The organism is Leptospira montravelensis (genome assembly GCF_004770045.1).
Taxonomy (GTDB): domain Bacteria; phylum Spirochaetota; class Leptospiria; order Leptospirales; family Leptospiraceae; genus Leptospira_A; species Leptospira_A montravelensis.
Window position 1 is genome coordinate 272712 of the sequence record NZ_RQFO01000016.1, and the last position, 21479, is coordinate 294190.

Genomic DNA, 21479 nt, shown 5'->3' on the forward strand with positions numbered 1-21479 from the left:
ATTCACGGATTGGATTCCGAAACTAAGGATAAACTATGAAAGTATTTGTATACGGCGGCTCAGGACTCGTCGGTGGCCACTTAATCAAAGAATTGTTAAACAATGGACATGAGGTATTTGCAGGATCCAGAAAACCGGAATCCCAAAAGAGTTCCACTAACTTACATTGGGTTTTTGCAGATTCTAGTGATCTTAACAAAGGACAGGAAATCTTAGAAAAAGTAGATGCTGCTTTTTTTCTGAGCCCTCCAGGCCAAACCAACCAATACGAAATTCTATCTCCTTGGATAGAAAAAGCAAAACAAATTAGTTTAAAAAAACTTGTATTAATGACTGCGATGGGTGTAGAACATGCGCCACCAGAAGCACCGTTTCGCAAAACAGAGATTATGCTTGAAGGATCGGGTATACCTTGGAATATCATTCGTCCTAACTGGTTTATGCAGAACTTTCACACATTCTGGATTGCTGGGATCAAACAAGATGGAAAAATTTATTTTCCAGGTGGAAATGCAAATACAAGTTTTATTGATGCAAGAGACATTGCCTCTGTGGCATCAGTCCTTCTCACAAGTTCAAAAAATGATAACCAAGCCTTTACTTTGACAGGTCCTGAGTCAATCGACCATAACGTAGTAGCCGACCATTTAACAAAAGTAAGCGGAAAAAATATTGAATATGTTGATGTTGATCCAAAAATTTTTGAATCCTCACTTGTATCTGCTGGACTCTCAAAAGATTATGCTGCATTTCTTGTAATGATTGCCGGTGCCTTAAAAGAAGGATTTGCTTCTCCTATTTTGGATACAGTGAAAACTTTAACCGGCAAAAATCCAATTTCTTTTAGCCAATATGCAAAAGAAAATGCAAATGCTTGGAAATAAAAATTCAAACATTTAAATTTGAATCGATAACATTAAGTTTGGATTGAATTTTAATCTGGGATTAGGATCCGGTTGGCAGCTCCGCCAGCTGGATCTTCCAGTATATTTCTTAAAAGTAATTTACGGAATGGTAAAAAAACTGATCCGCTAACATTTACATGGTTTTTATAAAATTTTCTGGTAGGTATGACTTTTTTCTGTTTTAAACTGATAGGGTCATAAATATGTAATCCAGAATTTCTAACCCAAACAAGCTCTCCTTCTTTCCAAAACCCTAATTTATGGCCATGTGTCCCCCATTTCGATTTTTTAACATCTGCAAGGTTGTCAGTATTGTACATTCGCACTTCCCCAGTATCTGCTGCGGCCATATACAAAAACTTTCCATCTTTCGAAAAACTAATTCCATAAGGAGTTGAAGGAATAGGAAACTCTTGAAAAGAGTTTTGATCAACTTTATATAAATATCCAAGCGGATTTCTTTTTTGGAATGCTTCCGTATAACAAGCAATTACGATTTGTTTTGATTCCGGATGAAATTCTGGTGTGTAAGGATAAAATTTTGATTTGTATTCCTTTAATTTTGACAAATTTTTATTTTGAATTTTGTATATAAAGGCAGTAACATCTTCAGATTCATCGTCTTTTAAATTTGCATCCACTGCAAAGGTAAAATATCCAGTATTATCCTCTTGTGAATACCCGATGACGGAACTTTGGGCAAAAGACTTTTTATCATTCTCTTCTATTTCAAAAATTGGTTCCACCACATCTATTTGGTTTGTAGTCAAATCCCAGCCGATAAAAAAATATCTTTTTGCGTTCACAGACTTATGTTTATTTTCGATAACGAACCCTGCACGATTTGATTTTTCATCATAAAATAAAAACTCATATACTGTTAAAGGCAAACGTTTTCCTTGTGTTTCTAATTGTCCAAGGAATTGAGTTGGTTGAGAAATATAATAAGCTTCTAATGGAATGGGTCTATAAATTTTTAACTTAGTCTCAATATCATAAAAATACAATCCAGGTTCATCAAAATCTGCTGTTTTACCCAAATAAATCCACTTCCCATCATTCGTAAAGAATGGAGAATTACCTTCAACAAATGTTGGTCGCACATTAAAATCAGTAGCAAAAGAAAATTCCGATTCTATGTTTTGTGCTGATAAGGAAATTCCAAAACAAAGAAGGAAGGCAAAAAATATATTATAACGCATAAAGGTCTCCAATGTTTTTTTGTATGATGGAAAATACTAAAGGAAAAATTATTTTCTACAACTATTGTTTACACTAAAGTCAAAAAATAATTTTGCTAATAGAAAAATCTAATTTCTGTTACTTACAATTTTCCAATTGGGCCAATTCTGCAATCAACCAATTTGCGGAAGGTATTTCCTTACCTTGGGAAAGTTTAACCAGGTATGGAGTACCTGTTAAAAATGATTTTGATGCAATTTTTTCTATGAAAAGTTTTGCCGTCCAATCTTTAGGATTGGGAGCAAAAATAGAACTTTTAGCTTCTTCTAATTTATAACGAAGATGTTTTTCTGCTTCTTCTGGCGTATGAGTATCTCCGTTACGAATAAAACTGCCTTGTATTTTCCCCACTTTCTTTAAAAGTTTTTCAATCTTTTGCTCTTCCGTTAATGGAAAACATGATTCCGTTTTTCCATATAAATATGAGTTTAAAAGGACCGAACAAAATAAAATTATAAATATATACCAATTAATTCTTAGAACCATCATAAACAAACCTTTGCATATATAATTTTACAGTATTGTTAGTATCCCAAATCATTATAAATAGAAAACAATGAAAATCAATATTTATAATAATTTTTTATACTTACCATTGAAAAAGTCCGATGACTGAAAGTCAGAGATAAATGACTGCCGGTTGTTTCCAATTGACCTGAAGTCAATAGGATGTTTTTTTCTAGCTTATTTTTTTAGATTTTCCCATATTGGAGGTATGAGCCGCGCACCGATGGCAGAACGATCTCCCAAAAAAAGAGCAGTATTGGAAAAAGACAAACTTTCCAAACGAACATCGATTCTTCAATCCGCGGCCTTTCTTTTGCAAAAAAAAGATTGGGCAGAACTATCTATGGATGAAGTTGCCAAACGAGCAAAAATTGCAAAAGGGACTTTGTATCTTTACTTTCCTACAAAGGAAGATCTTTGTCTTCGTGTCCATAATGCAGATTATGAAGTTTGGTTTTTAGATATGGAGACATTTTTAACAGAAACCAAAGTAGTGAATGCGGAAGTATTTTCGAATTGGTTTGTCGACTCAATGGATAGACATGTACGTTTTTTAAAGTTATTGCCTATCGTTCCAACCATATTAGAAAAAAATGCAAGTGTAGAAACCATTCGCGAATTCAAACGAAGTTTAAAAAGTCAGATATTTAGAATCCTGCCACTTTTAATTCAAGTTTTTCCTTTTTTAAAAGAACAATCGGCATTTTTATTTTTGATGCAATGTCATGCATTAGCTGTTGGATCTTGGTCTCATGGATTCCCATCTAACCAAGTCAAGGATGCTGTCAAAGAAGATGGATTAGCTATGTTCGTATTAGATTATAAACTTTTCCTTAGAACATCTATTCTTACATTACTAAACGGATACAAAAATACTTAACGGATTCCAGTATATATCTGATTGACTACCTTTTGTTTTAAGTGAACATCAAAAACTTGCTTTCGATTATTTTCATCGTGGTCCATTTGAAACAACTGATCACGATCACTATGGTAAATATATTTTTTGTCAGATGTAATCAAAGATTTTTGAATTTCCGAATTCCAAGTTTTTAAAAATAAACTTAATTCATAATTTGGTACGAAAAAGTTATTTTCTTGCATTGAGTTTTCTTGATTTTGAATTGAATTTAATAAACTAAGGATCGTTGTTTTAAAATCTACAGACGATCCTAATTTGGGAATATATATCTGACTTGATTTAAGAAAATAAAATAAAAAAGGAACATCTGTTTCCTGATTGTATAATGAATAGTTGTGAGCATGGGCTCCTTCTTCTCCAAAAGATTCTCCATGATCAGCTGCTATAATTAATAGTGTTTCTCGATCTACATTTTCTTTCCAAAAAGAAATAATAGAATCCAATACTTTTACTTCCTCTCCTAATGAAACCTTATGACGAACAGATGGTGATATCCATTGCGAATCAGAGCCCTGCGTTGAAACAAAATATGGACTATGTGTTTGGCTTAGACCAATCAAAATAAACAAAGGACTGTTAGTTTTTAGGTTAATCTTTCTTTGTGCTGCAAGAATTACACGATCGTCCATTCCCCAACTAAATGAGGAATACAAAGAACCATACTCTTTTTCTAATATAGTTTTATCTAATACAGTTTGAAAAATTCTTGGAAAGAACTTTTCCATTCCTTCAAAGTAAATGGATTGTGTATAAATCATAATGGTTTGGTAATTATGATTTTTTTCTAATTGTATGGGCAAACTACCTTCCAATAAATACTCTTCCAATTTTATGCGAGTTTGATTAAGTTGTGGCTGCCCAGTCATCCATGTGAATAAACTTTTAGAAGTATGTGGCATGGGAATCCAAAAATGAGATCCATTCAATACAGAAAAATCAATGTACTTTGATGTTTGAGTAGCTAATTGTTTTCTAGAAACTCCTTCTAGTATAACAAAAACAATATTTGGTTTCTCTGGTATAGATGACAAAACCGTCTTAACTCGTTTCGATTGCAAATTACTTAAAGGCGATGGATTGCTAACGTCCAAACCCTCCATCTCGGAATGATATGAAAGAAAAAACAAAATCACTACTGACAATGGGATTAAAATCTTTTTTCGAGTCGTAAATAAAATCCAATAAAATCCTAGCAACAAAAGGAACCACTGTGATAACTTCCATTGATATAAAAATCCGATCAAATCAGTGATCAAAAGTTCAATGTGATTAAAAAAATAAATAAACAACTCAAAATTTACGGCCGTTTGATATACTTGTTGGTAAACAATTAGTATTACATATAAACTCCATATTGTGGATCGAAATATTTTATTAAGTAGATTTCTATGGACTTGTTTATATTTTAAATAAACTTCTAAAACTAAAACAAAAATTGTGAATGCATTAAGAAAAAGTCCATGAAAATAAAACCAAACTCCTAAGGAATATGAATGTAGTCCTTGAAAAAAATATAAAAACAAATAATTATAAAACAAAGGTATATTTTCCCAATTTAAAAACAGCTCAGAGTATTTAAACTTATTTAACTTCAAAATCGACAGTTGCCTTTTGCACTTCGCCGTCATACAAAACTAATGATTGTTTTCCACGTAAGATCGGCAAACGTAAGTCACCATTGGGCGATGGCAAAAGTTCTTTTTCACCATTCCAAACAAGTTTAGGTTCTTTTAAGGTTTTGATTTCACGAATGCGTATAGGAATACTTTGTGTTTCTTTTTCATACGAAGGATGATATAAGTAAATTTGGCCTGCTGAAGGATAAACAAACCCGACGCCTAATACGGATGATTTCGTACCTTTCCTATGTTCATTACAAAACTCCGGAGGTAAGATTTGTTTTCTTACTTTTAGCGAAATTGTGGGACACCTATCCGTAGCGATTTTTCCTGTTAAACGACAAAAACTTTTTGTTTCAGTGAAGTGAGAAGTATAATCTTGTTTTGGTTTAGCTTTCATTAAATTTCGAAAAATATTTTGTACAATACGTCCAGCACCAAACGAACCAGAAACATCCATTGTCCGTTCACCTGAAAAATTTCCAACCCAAGCACCAACCACATATCTTTCGTTAAATGCAACCGTCCATGAATTTCTATAATCTTTAGATGTCCCCGTTTTAACTGAAACTGGAAAAGGAAAGTCCAAATAACTTCTCCGGCCGAAGGCTCTCTGTCGTAGTTTAGGGTCTTTCAAAACAAACTTAATTTCTTCTGCAGTTTCAGCAGAAAATAAACGTACATTTGACCCATAATATAAAGGTTTTTTATCTATAGTACCAAGATGAATTTTAGGCAGAATACCGTTCAATAAAAATGTTCCATAAGCTCGTGTTAGCTGCAAAAGACTGGTCCCCCCAGCTCCTAAAGCTAAACCCGGCCCATAAAACTGAGGAGATTCTTTTAAGTGCGAAAATCCTGCTGATTGTAAAAATCGATAAAAGGTTGTAACGCCAATTTGGTTAATTGCAGTTACCGCCGGAATGTTTCTTGAATTACCCAGTGCCTCAGCTAGCGTTAAATCTCCCCAATACCTTAAGTCTGCGTTTCTTGGAAGATAGTTCCCCCCCTGTCCAAGTGAAAAAGAATATTTTTCATCAGAAAAGATAGAATTTACACTATAATATCCTTTCTCAATAGCATTAGCATATAACAAAGGTTTAAGTGTACTTCCAGCATCCCTATACGCCAAACTACCATTAACCATTCCATTTCCATTTTCAAAAAAATTTTTGGAACCAATCATTGCTTTTAGTTCTAACTCTTCCTCAGTTCCCGGAATTCGTTCGAGTACAATTGCAGAAGCATTTGATACGTTCCATCTAGAAAGACCTTCTAACTCGGAATTTACAATCGAATGTAATTCTGAGTTAAGTTCTGAGGACAAAGAAGAAACAAATTCTTCTGAAGGGATAGAAATCAACTTACGAATCCAATTTAGAAAATGTTGGTTTTCGCCTTTTAATTCTTCTGCCAAATCCGATTTAATTTTGAAATCAGGATTTACGATTAGTTCGTTTGGATCATTTAACGTTGGTAATTCGTAAGGAATTCTCTTGATTAAATTATTATATCGAATCGATAATTCTTCTAAGCCAGGTTTGTTTTTTCGAATTAATACAGCTAAATATACAGTCTCTTCAATAGACAAAAAGCGAATATGTTTTCCAAATAATGCAAGCGAGGCGGAAGGGAATCCTACAAGATTCGAATGAATGGATACAGAATTTAGATAAGCCTCTAAAATTTCTGATTTCGTAAGCCAAATTTCGTATCGTATCGCTTCGAAGATCTCAAAAGATTTTCTCAAAAAAAATGGAAAGGAACGAATCTCTGGATTTTGAATCCGAACCAATTGCATGGTGATCGTAGATGCACCACCTCTTTTGCCTTTTGAAAAAAGATAAGATTGAATAGAATTAATACCCGCCAATAGGTCAACACCATGATGGGAATTAAATCGTTTGTCTTCGGCAGTCTTTATAATTTCCGAAACAAAGTTCGGATACTCTCGAAATTTTTGCCAATCTTGTTTGGTTTGGGATAAATTTTTCCCTCTACCAATTAGCTTTCCTTCTTCTGTAAGGATTCGGACCGTGGATTGATTGCGCAATGACTCAAAATTAATGGGTCTTAATAAAAAGGCTGCTGAGGTGAGGAGAATTCCTACACCTAACAGAATAACTATTATTCTTAATTTTTTGATTATCAATCCACTTTCACTCGAATCGTACTTGTATTGCCATAAAACTGTGGAAGATACATCAAAAATGTTTTTGAGGCTGGCAAAATTGAATTTCCTTTTGCGACAGGTCTAAGTATATAATTAAACTCTGTTTCCCCTTTGGAAAGCCTATCTTCAGAAAAAATGACACGATCATCTCTATATTCTTTAAATCCACCATAATAATTTTCAGTAACTTCTGTTTCCTCTGCATCAGATTTTTTTTCTGTCAAAAAGGAAGTGTTCACAATTTCCGTATTACTCGGAATAGGATCAACAATCATAACAAAGGCATGATCCGTGTTACTCAATATTTTTACTTTCACCAGATAAGTAGATCCTCTTTGGAGATTAGTCACTTCTTTTAAAATAGGATTACCATTGGAATCTCTTCCATCAATTCGATACAATATTTTACGAATTTCCAAACCATTAAACTTCTGTGTGGTGGTATCTTTAACCGGCACATACATTAACCGAGATTGAAAATAAAGTCTTCCTTCAGAACTTGTGCGTTTAAATAACAAAGGTCTTCCAGAAGGATCTTTGGAATCGAACAATCGATCAAATGTAATTTCTTCTTTATAGATAGAATCTGATGAAGGAGAAAACGATTCATTAATTAAAGTTTTTTCCCCAAAAACAGCCTGTCCTTCTGTGTCTATTGATGTTGATTCAAAACGATTTCGATATTCTGCTAAGGCAAGAGCTATGGTTCCAACGCTGTGACTGTCAGACCAAAAATGATTTTGCCGATTCATCATAATGGATTTTACTAAATCCACGATCCGAGGATTTTTTGAATCCACTCTTAACAACAAACGTAAATAATTCCCGAGTACTGTTGAAGAGTTATAATAGGAATAATAGAATTTTTCTTCCGCATTATCATTTAAAGGTTTTAATGTGAAAAGCTCCTTTTCATATGATATGTACTTTGTGAATTCAGAAAATAACTTTTTAAACACAGAATCTGAATCGTAAGATTCAAGTTTATGTGTGTCTGCATATGAGATAAGAAAAATACCACGCGACTTTAAATTCAATTCTTCAAAGTGATCAATAAGAGTTTTTTCTAATGAACGTACCTCTTTTTTGTCTTTCGAAAGAACAGAATAAATCAAACTAAGAGTTTGATAAGAGTTGATTGATGTTTCTGTCGGATTCTTTACATAACTTTGTAAATATTGAATCGCAGATTGGTATGCTGGTGAATTTGATCTTTTACCTTTCTCTTTTGCAATCTGCATTACAGAAACAACATACGCAGTCAAATAAGGATAACCTGTACGCCCAGAGCCTTTCCAAACTTTAAAACTACCATCTGATGCTTGGAATTCGGACATCTCATCTAAAAACAATTTTTCTATTTGTGTAAAATCATAAGAATCTTTTGAGGGGGCCTTATATTGAAATTCATTTAATAACTCACCTGCACTCAAAGAAAGTAGGTAAGCAGAGGTTCTTTGTTCCATGCAGAAATAAGGATTAGATTCATAAAAATCAAAAGCAGATTTTAATGCAGTCAGAGCAGTTCCCGACATCCGAATATCCAGTGAACCTTTGTTAAGTAAAATGGAATCCTTTTTAGGAACTGTGATTAAAGTTTTAAATTCAGAATCAGTGTAACCAGAAAACTGAACAGCCGTTACTGGATCAAATTCTTTGATGGGAACATATACAACTAAAGAATCAGAAAGGTCTGATTTTTTCAATTCAACAAAGTCTGAAATATTCTCTGGTTCGACGGAAATTTGATAAGACAATTGAATCTCATCCCTAGGATGATCCAATTTAAGTTTAATATACTGTGATTCTGAAATTTGAAAAGTGCGAAGGACTTCTTTGGTTTGGCCAGCCGCTAATTCAATCGAAGACCAACCTTTGTTCTCTGATAATAACTCAGAATCAATTTTGTATTTAAACTTTCCTTTTTTCTTAGTATTATTAGTGATACTACCACCTAACTCTAAACTATCACCAACACGAATGAAACGCGCCACTGTTTTTTGTAAAACTAAATTCTTTTTAACGGTAAACTCTGCGTTGGAAGCACCAAATTTTCCGTTCGCTGAAGATGCAACCATGACTCGAAATGTTGTTAGATTATCAGGTAATATAAAAGTTAAATCTGCATTTCCGTTGCTATCGGTAACTACCACAGGATTCCAATAAGCTGTGTATCTAAAGTCTTTTCTTGCTCCCGATTCTGATTCCGCTGAAAATCCACCTCCCGAATCTTCACCATAATCTCCACCAGGACTATCTCCTTTGTTTTCGTATATATAATGTTTTATGATCATACTGCGAAGTTCAAAAGTTTTTATCATATTATACCAATATTGATAAAACATTTGTACTGGGCTTTGAAAGGAATAACCAACCAAATCTAAAACTCCCCGATCTGCTACCGACACGGTAAGTTCTGCACCAGGAGTTGATTGGATAGATAACTTCACTTGTTCTCTTGGTTGATATTCTTTTTTGTCAGTTTTTATTACGACAGGAGCAGTTCTGGATGCTAAGTTTACCTTTAAAGTAACGGAACCAGTCTTTGCTTTAGGAGCACCTAAGTCATGTTCGTTGAATTCTTTTATATCTTCTGCAGAAAGCCCTGCTGGAACAGGCAATCTTCCAGACAACATCACTACGTTAACGTCAACATTGGGTAAATAGGATTCTTCAATAGGAATTTCTAATGGAGCACTGTTTCCTTTCATCAAAAATGATTTTTTATAATAAACAGAATCTCTTTCTACTGTTACGATCACACGGGCATTCTGCAAAGGTGATTTAATTAAAATTTTTGCCTTTTCTCCAATTCTATATTCTTGTTTATCAGAACGTAACTCAATGGAATCATCTCCACGAAAGTCCCAAGTGTAATAAGATTCTTTTTCATACGCATAAAAATCTACACGTGAAAAAACTTTATCGCGATTTAAAACTAAAACTGTATAACTCCCTGGATCTTTCGCACGATAATCGAAAGAAACTCCTTCTGCTTTAGAAATTAGTTTTTTTGTTTCAACCACCTTTTTCGTTAGTTGATTACTTCTAAAAAAGTATTTACCAATACCTTTCGATAAAACAGAAGTCCAATCGTTATATATGATATATGCCTTTAGCTCAGCACCCGCGACGGATTTGCCTTGTAAATTAACAGCCATAGCTCCAAACTGAAATGGTTTGTCTAAGGTTTGATATCTATCATTACATTTTAATCCAACATAGGTTTCAGAAGGATTATAGGGTATACTTGAAGATTTTGTAACCGACTTTCCATCCACATCATACACTGACGATTCCACTACTAAATTAAAAGCATCTGCAATTTCAATGTCCTCACCATCGGTTACAAATTTGCGAGTTAACTCTTGTATAGGAATGTCCAAGTTAAAAAGACCTCGGCTATCCAAAACACCTTCAGAACCAGTTACAAAATCAGAATTACTACCTGAATATTCGTCTTCGTAATCAAACCAAGTATCAGAAAAATCATAATTAGAAAATGCATCAAATGCTATAAATCTTTTTCGTTTCAATACCGAATAACTTACCTTAGCTCCTCCCATTGGAGCACCAAACATATATTTGCCTTCAACAGAACCTTTAACGTTTTGATCTTTGTTTACCGCATTAGCCAAATTTACATTTACCATAAAGTTCACTGGCCGAAATTCCTCCACCTGGAAGGTATCATATGTGATAGAACCGTCTTTACCCGGAATATAAACTGAAACAGAATAATGTCCGAGCGAAGCATCCGTTGAGATGAGATAACTTGTGGTAATACCTCCTTGTGTGGTGGAACTGAGATTGGTATTGGCCACATCCTTTCCACGTGAATCTCTAATTTGTATGTTTAGAGATTTTGAAGAATAAGGCACCAAAACTCCATTTTTCCTTTCCGCAAGAACTGCTTTAATTTCTACACGATCACCTGGTCTATATAACTTTCTATCAAAGTAAATCTTTCCTTTTACATTGTTTTCTGTATAATAATCGCTATAACCTTCAATATGGGTTTCATTAAAATGTAGAAATGCTTTATCTCCAACGGAATCTTCAGCAATTAACACTGATTTATCGAATGATTTACTATCACTCAAAGATGGAAGTCTACAGTATCCATCTTTGTCTGTTTTACATGTCCCACGCAAACTTCCCTTTTCATACAAACTCATATTTGTATTACTTACTGGTTCTGCTTTAGATAAACTATGTACCCAAACATGAAGAGTATTTGGTTCTAGTTTTGTTGTAATTCCTAAGTTTGTGGACTGTAAAAAAATGGATTCTTTTTTGAACTCTTCTTTGTTATTTTCCCCTATAACATTTGCACCTAACTGTAAAGCAATCCATCCTTTTGTATTGGGTTTTGATCCAAAGTAATTATCAATATCCATTCCCTGATTGCCGAAAGAGTTTATTTTTTGTCCCGATTTCCATACCGAGTTTTTCCAATTCAATTGACTTTCAAATTCATAATACCGGTCCCCTAATGTTGCTACGGCATTCACAAGTGTAGGTATATTTAATTCAGCAGAACGAATTTGAAATTCAGGAACATTCGAAATTGAAATAGGAAGTACTTTGTTTAAATTAGATTCAAATATATTCTCACGAGATAAATAAAACGAAGGTTTATGTGTCATTACAGGAAGTTTAAAGCTAACGGGTGTCTCTAAGAAACAGTCATTCTCAGCATAAAATTTTCCAATATTGATTTCATACGCGACACCAGGATCAAAACTCCAAGAGTCTAGTGAGAACTCACGACTTACGTAATCGGAAAAATCCGTACTGGGATTAGATGGTTTTGGTAAAATTTGAACAGCTGATGCTAACTCTTGTAAGTTGGTATCTTCGGTGACGGTAATGCGATAATCCCAAAGGTCTTCTAAATATTTGAGATCTGTAGTGTCCAGTTTGACTTCGATTCGGCAACTACTCGGAAAAAATGTACGTTTGATTGACCTGAAAATTCCACTAATAGAATTGCAAGAACTTAAAAAAAATAGAAACCCTAAGGCCAATACTAACTTACGCATGAGAACTCCGAAATTCGAATGTTCCCTGTTCTACGAAGAGCAGCACCTCTTGCCAACTCTTTCCTGAATGAAAACAGAAATCTTTCTATATTTTTTTATCTGGATCAGAATTTTCGCTATGCTTTTAAAATTTTGGAATTTGATTGATGACGATGTCACTATCTCAGATAAAAAAACAGTTTTTCGACTTAACGGCGCCAGGATCTTTTCCCGCAGGAAATTACAAAGCAGAATGGTTAGGACCGAAATGGTTCCAAGTTGGTGCCAGTTTCAGCCTAAATTTTATGTCGTTTCGCCATTGGTGGGGAAAATCCTTTGATGGCTCAGATATTGCCTACAATTTATTTTTGCCACCAAAGACTACTGAATTTCAAATGCGACATCCCATGAAATTGTCTTTTAGAAATTCACCACTCGACGGAAATCCTAGCCTAATCTTAGAATATACAAAAGAAGCTCCCTTCCCTTGGCCCTACTTTGTAGACGAATTTCGAGTTTTAAACGAAACCGACCTACTGGGAATGAACTACAGTAAATTCGCTCCCCATTTGGCACTCCCCTTTCTTATTAGAAAATCCTAATCTAGTTTGTTAGATCCCTAAAAAAGATTCGTCCAATGAAGGGTATGCGTCCTCCACCGCCTTCATTGGAAAAACAAATTCTCTCTGCTATGGAGGAGGTTATTTTCTCGGCGAGTTTTCCTGAATTAGAAATCATTTATATTAGTCCATCTGCAGAAACACTTACAGGTTACCCTAGAGATTACTTCACACAAGAGCGCGACCACTGGAAAAATTTAATTCACCCAGAAGATAGATCCATTGTCGAAACCGCTTTAACTTCACTTAACGCTGGTGACAAAATTCGCATTCGTTATCGAATCCAAACAAAAAACAATATAATTAAATTTGTACAATGCCAAGGTAGAATCATTCGAAACGAATCTGGAGACATTCTTCGATTTGACGGAGTGATTGCCGATATCTCCGAGTTACTTTCCCTACAAGACATCATTAAAAATGAAACTGGCGAAATAAAACAGTTGTTACTCGAAAATAACATTTTATTCAATGGAAGCCAAGATTCTATGTTCCTAATTGAAGTTATGGATGGTGGGGAATTTATAATTCGCCGCATCAATGCTGCTTATGAAAAAGCAACTGGTGTAAACCAATCATCAATTCAAGGTAAAACTCCCATTGATTTATTAGGTGAAGACTTAGGCAGACCTGTTATTAAAAACTATCAAAATGTTTTAGAAGCAAAAACTACAATTTCCTATGAAGAAAGTATCCCGATGCCTGCGGGAACTAAAATTTGGACCACTGCTCTTACTCCGATAGAAGTAGATGGAAAATTTAAATTCATTGTTGGTGCAAGTAAAGATATTACGGAACAAAAAAAAGCCGAAAATGCTCTCAAGGAATCTAACGAACGCTACGCTCTAATTTTAGAAGTTAGTTCCGATGGTTGGTTTGATTGGGACTTGGTTAATAATACAGTCATCTACTCGAGAAGGTGGTGGTTGGAATTTGGTAACGATGAGAAAGCAGAAAATGTTCCAATTGATTATTGGAAAAGTTTGATCCATCCTGATGATTTGGATTGGGTATCTGAATTTTTAGATAATATTATGCTCTCACAACGGGAAACTTTTGAATTTAGTTTCCAAATGAAAAAAAGAAAAGGAAATTATGCTCATGTATTATCAAGATGTTATATCCAAAGAGATTCTTCTGGTAATAAGATTAGAATGGTTGGTTCCAATTCTGACTTAACAGAAACCAAAAAAATTGAATATACACTGCGAAAAGCAAAAGAAATGGCGGAAGCTGCCAATATGGCCAAAGGAAACTTTTTAGCCAATATGAGTCACGAAATCAGGACACCACTCAATGGTATCATTGGTTTCACAGAACTTTTGTTACACTCAAATCTATCCGAAGAACAAAAAGAATCATTACAAAATATACGTCTTTCTGGAAAAAGTTTATTATCATTAGTGAATCAAATTCTTGATTTTTCTAAAATTGATTCCGGTAAAATGGAACTGGAATTGATAAGCACTGATTTAATCGATTTAGTACAATCGACTGTTGATCTTTTCAAAATTTCAGCGGCTTCCAAAGCCATCCCTTTAAAACTAAATTTAAATTCTCAATTACCTCAATTTGTTTCCTTGGATCCATTACGAATTAGACAAGTTCTTTCCAATTTAATTGGTAATGCCATCAAATTTACGCACGAGGGGGAAGTTATAGTCTCCGTAAAACCAATCAAACAAATAGACGAATTCATTGATATTGAGTTTTCTGTTTCAGATACAGGAATTGGAATTGATCTCAACTCAAATACAAAATTATTTGATTCTTTTTCACAAGCTGATACTTCTATCACACGTAAATATGGTGGCACTGGCCTTGGCTTAACGATCACAAGTGAACTGATTCAAAAAATGAATTCCCAACTACATATCGAAAGTGAACTTGGGAAAGGAAGTAAATTCAGTTTTATACTATCATTACAAGTGAATGATACGGGCTCGGTATCATCAATCTTATTTGAAGAGAAACATTTATCTGCCGATGAACCTATAATCGTGGAAAACAATCTAATGCAAAGTGACATTTTGGTAGTAGAAGATAATGATTTAAATAAAAAGCTATTATCAAAAATGTTATTAAAAAGATATCCGCAAATTCACTTGCGTTTTGCTACTGATGGAGCCGATGCAGTAAGACAATTCCAACTAAAAGTTCCAGATTTAATATTTATGGATTTACAAATGCCAATTATGGATGGTTATACGGCAACGATCGAAATTAGAAAATTAGAAAAAGGCACAAACAAAAAAACTCCCATCATTGCCCTAACGGCTGGAGCCTTTTTTTCTGTAAAAGATACAGCAATAGAATCAGGTATGAATGATTTTCTCACCAAGCCGATATCTACCACTGATCTTTATTCTACGATTGAAAAATGGCTGACTTCAAGCCGCGTGTAAAAGATATTCGAATGCACTAATCGCTGCTTTCGCTCCTTCACCCATTGCTATGATAATTTGTTTATAAGGTGTATTTGTCACATCCCCACAAGCAAATATTCCATCTACGTTCGTTTTACATTTTTCATCGACTAAGATTTCACCGAAACGATTTGTTTCCACCAAATCTTTCACAAAACTACTGTTTGGTACTAGCCCTATTTGGACAAACACACCATCAAGTGGTATTGTTTCAGACTTTTCAGAACTTCTATCTTTGTAAGTAAGTCCAGTTACCTTCTCAGCATTCGTTTGAATTTCTGTCGTCTGCGCTTTTACTAAAGTTTTGATATTGGAAGACTCAGCCACTTTATCCAACAATACCTTGTCTGCATTTAGTTTGTCACCAAATTCAATTAAAGTCACTGACTTTACAATTCCACTTAGATCTAATGCTGCCTCAACTCCTGAGTTTCCTCCCCCAACCACCGCAACATCTTTGTCTTTAAAAAACGGTCCATCACAATGAGGACAATAGGCCACCCCTTTTCCAACAAATTCTTTTTCTCCAGGAACGTTGAGTTCTCTCCACTTTGCACCTGTTGATAGGATCACTGTTTTTGTAACAATGCGTTCGCCTGTATTCAAATGAATGGTTTTTAATTTTCCAGGTTCAATTTTTAAGACACGTACGTTTTCTTTCTTTTTGATTTGGTTTTTATTAAGCTGTTCTGATAATACATTTGTCAACTCAGGGCCAGTCGTGTAAGGTAAGGAAATTATATTTTCAATACCTAAAGTATCTTTCACTTGACCACCTAACCTATCTGCGATGACAAGAGTTTTTAATCCTTTCCGTGCAGAATATACTGCCGCTGTCACACCAGAAGGACCACCACCAATCACGGTTACATCATAAATTTCAGTTGGGTTAGAATGACCTGCTGTATCTTCGGTTGTTTCGGGTACAGAATATAACTCAAAAAGTTTATCAAATATAATTGAAGCTTCGGCTTTTCCGGAAAGAAAACGTTTTCCATTTAGAAAAACCGCAGGAACCCCTTGGATATTTTTCTCTTTTACCAACTCAGGATACATAGCTCCATCAATCATGTTATGTGTAATAGAAGGATTCACAAGAGCAAAACTATTGAGCGTTTGAACCACTTCAGGACAGTTATGACAATCAAGAGAAATGAATGTTTCAAAGTGTAAACTTTCTGTAAGTTTAGAAACTGTGGAAAGAATTCCCTCTTCCAATTTGATTGGGTTACCACCAGATTGTAAAATTGCCAAAATCAATGAAGTAAATTCATGTCCCATGGGAATTCCAGAAAACTCAATTCCCGTTGGTTTTCCTTCGGAAAGAATGGTAAACCGAAGACCATCATTGATAGCCGCAGAATTTTCCAAAGAAAGATTAGAACTTAAAGAAACAATATCATTTAGAAATTCAATCAATTCTTCACGTTTTTCATGGTCTCCAGAAAACAATTGTATCTGCACTGGATTTTTGATTCTTTCAAAGTATTGTTTAACTTGCTCTTTTGTTGATTCATCTAACATAATAACCTCCCGATTTAGGCGGGCATTAACCCGCCTAACTTCATTTAGATTTTTCCTACCAAGTCAAGACCTGGCTTCAATGTTGTGTTACCTGGTTTCCATTTTGCTGGACAAACTTCGCCGTCGTTGTTTGCAACATATTGTGCTGCTTGCACTTTGCGAACGAGTTCTTCAGCGGAACGCCCGATTCCAAGATCATGGATTTCCGCAGTTTTAATCACACCTTCAGGATTTACTACAAATGTTCCTCTAAGAGCTTGACCATCATCTTCGATCATCACTCCGAATCCTCTGGTGATCTTTCCAGAAGCATCACCTAACATTGGGAATTTGATTTTTTTAATTGTGTCACTTGCTTCATGCCAAGCTTTGTGAACAAAATGTGTATCTGTAGAAACAGAATACACTTCAACTCCCATTTTTTGAAGTTCTTCGTAATAATCTGCTACGTCGCCAAGTTCTGTTGGGCAAACAAATGTAAAATCCGCTGGGTAAAAAACAAAAACCGACCATTTTCCAAGAACGTCTTTTTTGCTTATTTTTTTAAAAGCACCATTGTGAAAAGCTTCCGTAGTAAAATCGGGAATTTGAGTGTTGATATTGGACATTGAATATCCTCCTTTGTTGTTAAGAAGAATATACTCGCAAATGAATCATTTGTAAAATAAATAAGATAAATGATGACATTTATAAAAACTATGACAGGGATTTGTTTAATCTTTTAATCTTGGTTTAATGACACACCAATAATTTTAAACTTTTCTTTCGAATGGTATTCGTTAGGAATCACACCTAAAATCAAACTTGTGAGTTTTTTCAAAATTCTAGTTTTATAAAATCCTTTTTTATATACCAAACTAATCTCTCTTGCCGGTTCCGGTGAACTAAATGGAACAACACGATCAGAAGTTGTATTCACTGACAATTTAGGCAATAGTGTCACACCAATCCCCATATCCACCATTCGTTTGAGAGTTTCTACACTCCCACTTTCAATTTTGGCAAGGGAATTTCTGTTACAAATTTTTAATGACTGGTGCCTAAAACAATGCTCTTCACCTAACACAAGAAGAGGATATTTTTCTATATGTTTCATTGAAACCGAACTGGATTTTTCTTTGGCATCTTTTGGATAATAAACTACAAAGGGTTCATAATAAAGCGGGTGTTCCACGATATTTGGAATTTTAAGCGGAGTGGCAAGAATCCCTAAATCAATTTCTTCCGATTCTAATTTTTCAAGAATAGTTAATGTTGGTAATTCAGATATTCGAAAATTAACTTTTGAAAATTCCGTCTGTAAACTTTGGTAAATAGAGGGAATTAGATAATTACTTACAGTGGGAATAATACCAATAGATATACTTCCTGCTGGTTCATCTTTCCATTGCCCTGCGATTTCAAAGAGTTTGTCGGCTTCTTTTAAGGTATTTTTTGCCTGGTCAACCACCGCTTTTCCCAATTTGGTTGTAATGACTGGATTTTTTTTTCGATCGAATAATTCGAAACCAAGTTCCTGTTCTACCTTTTGAATTTGTAAACTCAACGTTGGTTGTGCAACTAAACAATGTTCGGCGGCCTTTGCAAAACTTTTAAACTGATCCAAAGCTACGATATATCTAAGTTGAGTGATTGTCATCTAGATTTGCTCCAAAAAAATAACTAAACCATATGAGAAATTGAAAATCAACTTGCTTTCTTGATGTACACAACTTACTTTATCCGGTAGTGATGAGACTCCTCTCATTTGTTTTCCCCATTTTACTTACCGCAGTATTTTCGCTCTCCTCGGAACCACTAAAAGTAAGTCCGAAGTACCTTACGCCACTGTCAGAGGCTTGGACTTTTACGTCCCAAGGGAAAACCATTCCTATCCAGGTCGGGAAAGGTCTTGCTTTACAAGGTATGAACCCACCTGTCCACGGTTTTTATAAAACAACCTTCTACTATGAACCAAATAACAAACCTCTTGGTATTTACTTAGACAGAATTCAAGAAGTCGACAAACTTTTTGTGAATGGGATATTGTTAGGAGAAACTGGTTCTGTCTCTAGTGATGGATTTTATTCTCCAAACTGGTATTACAAACGTCTTTATTTTATCCCGAGCTCAGTTCTTAAAGTCAACGATGTCAATGAACTAGAATTGGAAATTCATTTTCGAAACAAAACTTTTCAAGGCGGATTGTTTAGAAAAGTTCCAGTCATCGGGAATTATGAACAATTACAGGAATTCATCATCAAAGAAGATGGCCGTGATTTTTGTTTTATCATGTTGTTTTTTGGAATTGGTGCTTACCAGATTTTTTCCATTTTACTCAAAAGACAGGCGAAATCCAATTTTTATCTTCTAATTTCTGCACTAATTTTTGTTATGTGGCGATTGCCACTTTTAAACATAAGTTATACTTACACAAATTTTTCATTTTTCTTTTGGTTAAAAGTATTTTTCACCGCACAAACTTTACTTCCTGTATCTATATTTTTATTTAGTTATTCTTTATTTCAAACTAAACTCCAACTCAAAGAAAGATTGCTGATTTTTTTCCTACTTTGTCTTGCATTTTTGCAAACCTGGGAATTGGAAATCCCAACAAGAATTTTATTACTTCGAATTTGGGAATTCTCATTGATCCTGGTCGTATTTTTTATCATTCGTGGGGTCATTCGAGCTGCTAAAGAAAAAAAAGCAGAAGCCTACTTTCTAACCATTGGTTTCATTTGTATCTGCATTGGCACTACTATCGATATCATTATTGATGTGACTTCTGGAAAAAATATATACCTTACGCAATATGGTTTTTTAATATTAATGATTCTTTCAGGAGTCGCAATCTCTTATCGACATGCAAAAAATGAAAAAGAACTTTCTATCCTCACAAAGGATTTAGAGATTCGAGTTCGAGAAAGAACTTTAGAACTCCGTGAAAAAAATCAGGACTTAGAACAAGATTTATTTTTTGCCTCACAACTTCAAAGTTATTTACTACCGAAAGAACATCCGAACACCAATGGAATTCGAATCCATACAACATACTTACCAATGAAACAAGTAGGTGGTGATTTGTATGATTGGGTTGAATTGGATGAAAACCGTCTGCTTTTGTTAATCGCAGATGTTGCTGGACACGGAGTGCCAGCGGCCTTTGTTTCTTCTATGGTGAAGGTGCAATTTAGAGAATCTACTAAAAATATCAATTCACCAAAAGAAGTTTTGGAACATATGAACCAAGCACTGACTTCACTTGTAAGTAGATACTTTATCACCGCATGTTGTGCATTGATTGACACAAATTCAAAAACAATTACTTTTTCTACAGCTGGCCATCCAAATCCTCTCATTTACAATCGAGTCAAAGGTAAATTTGAATTTATGAATATCAAAGGCCCTATCATTGGATGGAGAGATTCATTTACTTACGATGAATGGACTCATAAAACGGAAACGGGTGATCGTTACTTTTTTTTCACCGATGGTGTTACAGAAGCTCGCGCTGAAAATAAATTGTTTGGTGAAAGCAAAATACTTGATTTACTGGAAAGAGGAAAAGACAAGGATATAAAAACATTATCACAAGAAATTATCGTACAAATTTCAAAGTTTTCCGAAGAGGAACTTAAAGATGATGTCACATTTTTCTTTATTGATTTAACTTAAATTCATGGAACCATCCTCCTATTCTGTATTAATCATCGAAGACGAATATCCAGCAAGGATGCTCATGATGGATTACGTTATGAACTGTTCAGAGTTAAAATTGGCAGGTATTGCAGAAAGTGGAGACAAAGCATTAAATCTACTAGGTGAAAAACATTTTGATTTAGTTTTTATGGATATCAATCTTCCTGCAGTGAACGGGATGGATATTTTAAGAAAAGAACATATCGGGTCCACTTTTTTTATTATTACAACTGCATACAGTGAACACGCTGTAGAAGCATTTGATTTAGATGCAACTGATTATTTGCTAAAGCCATTTTCATTTGAAAGGTTTAGAAAGTCCGTAGACAAAGCATTGCGTTTTTTGCAAGAAACAAAACATAACAAACAACCTTCCCAAGGAAAATTAACAAATCTCAAAATACAATCAGATTCTGCTGTATTTTTACTCGCACTTGACGATATACAATTTATTTCAGCGAATAACAAAAGTTGCGTGATTCACACTTCACAAAAAGATTACGAAACTTCAAAATTACTCAAAGAAATTGAAGAAAAATTGCCATCAGATCAATTCATACGTATCCACAAGGGATTTTTAGTTAATTTGAATTATGTGGCGAGCCTTCGGTATGACAAAGGTGGATCTTACACTATACAGCTTAGAAATGAGGATGAAACGACACTCCCCGTAGGCCGTTCCTTTGCTCAAAACCTAAAAGAAGCCCTTAAATTGTAGTCCCATCAGATTTCACTCCAGAATATGTAGCGTTCATTCCTTGTTGTGTAGTTAATCATCGTTAGTATAATTATTCCATTGACCGAACTTGTGAAAATGAGATTTGGATTCAGGCGGA

The 21479-nt window shown here is 34.5% G+C and carries 14 protein-coding genes; 6 read left to right on the forward strand and 8 right to left on the reverse strand.

The genetic code is table 11. The features are described from left to right. Positions 1–35: 35 nt before the first annotated feature. On the forward strand, positions 36–884 hold the full coding sequence (locus EHQ31_RS11630) for an NAD(P)H-binding protein (protein ID WP_135573529.1): 849 nt from the start codon (positions 36–38) through the stop codon (positions 882–884). Between the two features lie 50 nt (positions 885–934). Here EHQ31_RS11630 and EHQ31_RS11635 read toward each other — a convergent pair whose 3' ends face one another. Continuing rightward, positions 935–2107: a YncE family protein gene (locus EHQ31_RS11635; protein WP_135573527.1), complete on the reverse strand. Its 1173-nt coding sequence runs from the start codon at positions 2105–2107 to the stop codon at positions 935–937. Positions 2108–2225: 118 nt separating this feature from the next. Next, positions 2226–2636 carry a DUF5329 family protein gene (locus EHQ31_RS11640; RefSeq protein WP_244247361.1) on the reverse strand — a complete coding sequence of 137 codons (411 nt, stop codon included), beginning with the start codon at positions 2634–2636 and terminating at the stop codon, positions 2226–2228. Positions 2637–2862: 226 nt separating this feature from the next. On the opposite strand from EHQ31_RS11640, the gene EHQ31_RS11645 reads away from it, so the two are divergent. Then, positions 2863–3534 carry a TetR/AcrR family transcriptional regulator gene (locus EHQ31_RS11645; protein WP_135573525.1) on the forward strand — a complete coding sequence of 224 codons (672 nt, stop codon included), beginning with the start codon at positions 2863–2865 and terminating at the stop codon, positions 3532–3534. On the opposite strand, the gene EHQ31_RS11650 is transcribed toward EHQ31_RS11645, so the two are convergent. From EHQ31_RS11650 to EHQ31_RS11660, 3 genes are read right to left on the reverse strand one after another with little or no spacing between them, the layout of a single operon-like run. Further along, positions 3531–5171 carry a sulfatase-like hydrolase/transferase gene (locus EHQ31_RS11650; protein WP_244247362.1) on the reverse strand — a complete coding sequence of 547 codons (1641 nt, stop codon included), beginning with the start codon at positions 5169–5171 and terminating at the stop codon, positions 3531–3533. The two genes, EHQ31_RS11645 and EHQ31_RS11650, sit on opposite strands and share 4 nt — an antisense overlap. Continuing rightward, positions 5158–7347 carry a transglycosylase domain-containing protein gene (locus tag EHQ31_RS11655; RefSeq protein WP_244247363.1) on the reverse strand — a complete coding sequence of 730 codons (2190 nt, stop codon included), beginning with the start codon at positions 7345–7347 and terminating at the stop codon, positions 5158–5160. Before EHQ31_RS11655 ends, EHQ31_RS11650 begins: the two co-directional genes overlap by 14 nt. After that, positions 7344–12413: an alpha-2-macroglobulin family protein gene (locus EHQ31_RS11660; RefSeq protein WP_135573523.1), complete on the reverse strand. Its 5070-nt coding sequence runs from the start codon at positions 12411–12413 to the stop codon at positions 7344–7346. The genes EHQ31_RS11655 and EHQ31_RS11660 overlap by 4 nt, the downstream gene beginning before the upstream one ends. 146 nt (positions 12414–12559) lie before the next feature. Here EHQ31_RS11660 and EHQ31_RS11665 point away from each other — a divergent pair, with 146 nt between their 5' ends. Together EHQ31_RS11665 and EHQ31_RS11670 are read left to right on the forward strand one after the other, a co-directional pair. Continuing rightward, entirely contained in the window at positions 12560–12994 is a 435-nt protein-coding gene (locus EHQ31_RS11665) for a hypothetical protein (protein WP_135573521.1), read from the forward strand. A 44-nt stretch (positions 12995–13038) separates the two neighbouring features. After that, positions 13039–15417, forward strand: a complete 2379-nt coding sequence (locus EHQ31_RS11670) for a PAS domain-containing protein (RefSeq protein WP_135573519.1) — start codon at positions 13039–13041, stop codon at positions 15415–15417. Here EHQ31_RS11670 and ahpF read toward each other — a convergent pair. The 3 genes from ahpF to EHQ31_RS11685 all read right to left on the reverse strand — a co-directional run bounded on the left by ahpF (position 15403) and on the right by EHQ31_RS11685 (position 18601). Then, entirely contained in the window at positions 15403–16962 is a 1560-nt protein-coding gene (ahpF, locus tag EHQ31_RS11675) for an alkyl hydroperoxide reductase subunit F (RefSeq protein WP_135573517.1), read from the reverse strand. The two genes, EHQ31_RS11670 and ahpF, sit on opposite strands and share 15 nt — an antisense overlap. A gap of 44 nt (positions 16963–17006) precedes the next feature. Continuing rightward, positions 17007–17570, reverse strand: a complete 564-nt coding sequence (gene ahpC / locus EHQ31_RS11680) for an alkyl hydroperoxide reductase subunit C (protein WP_100744043.1) — start codon at positions 17568–17570, stop codon at positions 17007–17009. A gap of 113 nt (positions 17571–17683) precedes the next feature. Further along, a complete protein-coding gene (locus EHQ31_RS11685; protein WP_135573515.1) occupies positions 17684–18601 on the reverse strand; it encodes a hydrogen peroxide-inducible genes activator in 918 nt (305 codons plus the stop codon). A gap of 92 nt (positions 18602–18693) precedes the next feature. On the opposite strand from EHQ31_RS11685, the gene EHQ31_RS11690 reads away from it, so the two are divergent. Then, positions 18694–20619, forward strand: coding sequence for a PP2C family protein-serine/threonine phosphatase (locus EHQ31_RS11690; protein WP_135573513.1), 1926 nt, complete (start codon positions 18694–18696; stop codon positions 20617–20619). Between the two features lie 4 nt (positions 20620–20623). Beyond that, complete coding sequence (locus EHQ31_RS11695; protein ID WP_135573511.1) at positions 20624–21361, forward strand: LytR/AlgR family response regulator transcription factor; 738 nt, start codon at positions 20624–20626, stop codon at positions 21359–21361. Positions 21362–21479 lie beyond the last annotated feature (118 nt).